This is a genomic window from Bartonella sp. AA83SXKL, from assembly GCF_042196965.1.
GTDB lineage: Bacteria > Pseudomonadota > Alphaproteobacteria > Rhizobiales > Rhizobiaceae > Bartonella.
In genome coordinates this window covers 1-615 of the sequence record NZ_JBHIRG010000269.1, presented here as the reverse complement: position 1 = coordinate 615, position 615 = coordinate 1, and the positions used below count along the sequence as shown (strand labels likewise).

General features: G+C 39.5%; 1 pseudogene. It reads right to left on the bottom strand.

From position 1 onward, the window contains the following. Positions 1 to 456, bottom strand: a pseudogene (locus tag ACFINO_RS11040) (thiamine diphosphokinase); the annotation flags it as partial. Positions 457 to 615 lie beyond the last annotated feature (159 nt).

The window sequence follows — 615 nt, the reverse complement described above, 5'->3', positions numbered from 1 at the left end:
AAGCCAATGATACTAAATAAAGAATTATCAGGTAAATCGCATGAAAAAGGCTTTGGCAAAAGTGGCCAGCCTTCTTCACGGCCACTGGTCAATAACACTGAAATGCCTTTTTCTTCCATGACCAGTGCTTGTGTCATATGAGAAAGGCTATGATCGCTTCTTTCACCTCCAAAAGCACCACACAAAATAAGCTTTTCAGCCCCCTTTTGGAGAGCTCTTTCACATGCCAGTGCACTATCGGTCATATCTTTATCAGGGGGAAAAATCTCACGGGGAATATCTGCATATTTGCTGAGAAGAATCGAAATCGCCCAACCACAACTCAGGTACCACATTGAGAGCTTCTGCATGACGCATTCCACCATCAGCGGCAATCACACGACTGTCGCGAATTTGATTACGCAAACGATCGGTGATAAAAAGATCTCCATTTAACAATATTGTAAATGTTGTCATGACAGACTATGCCCTTCATAATGCTTTCTTTTTATATCATCTTTATATAAAAATAACTGTGATAGAGTTGAAAGCATCCTTTCTAAAAACTTTTTCCCAGAGGGTTTCTTCATTTTAAAAACAGACCACAACGATACGAATGGAATTTGTCAAAATATC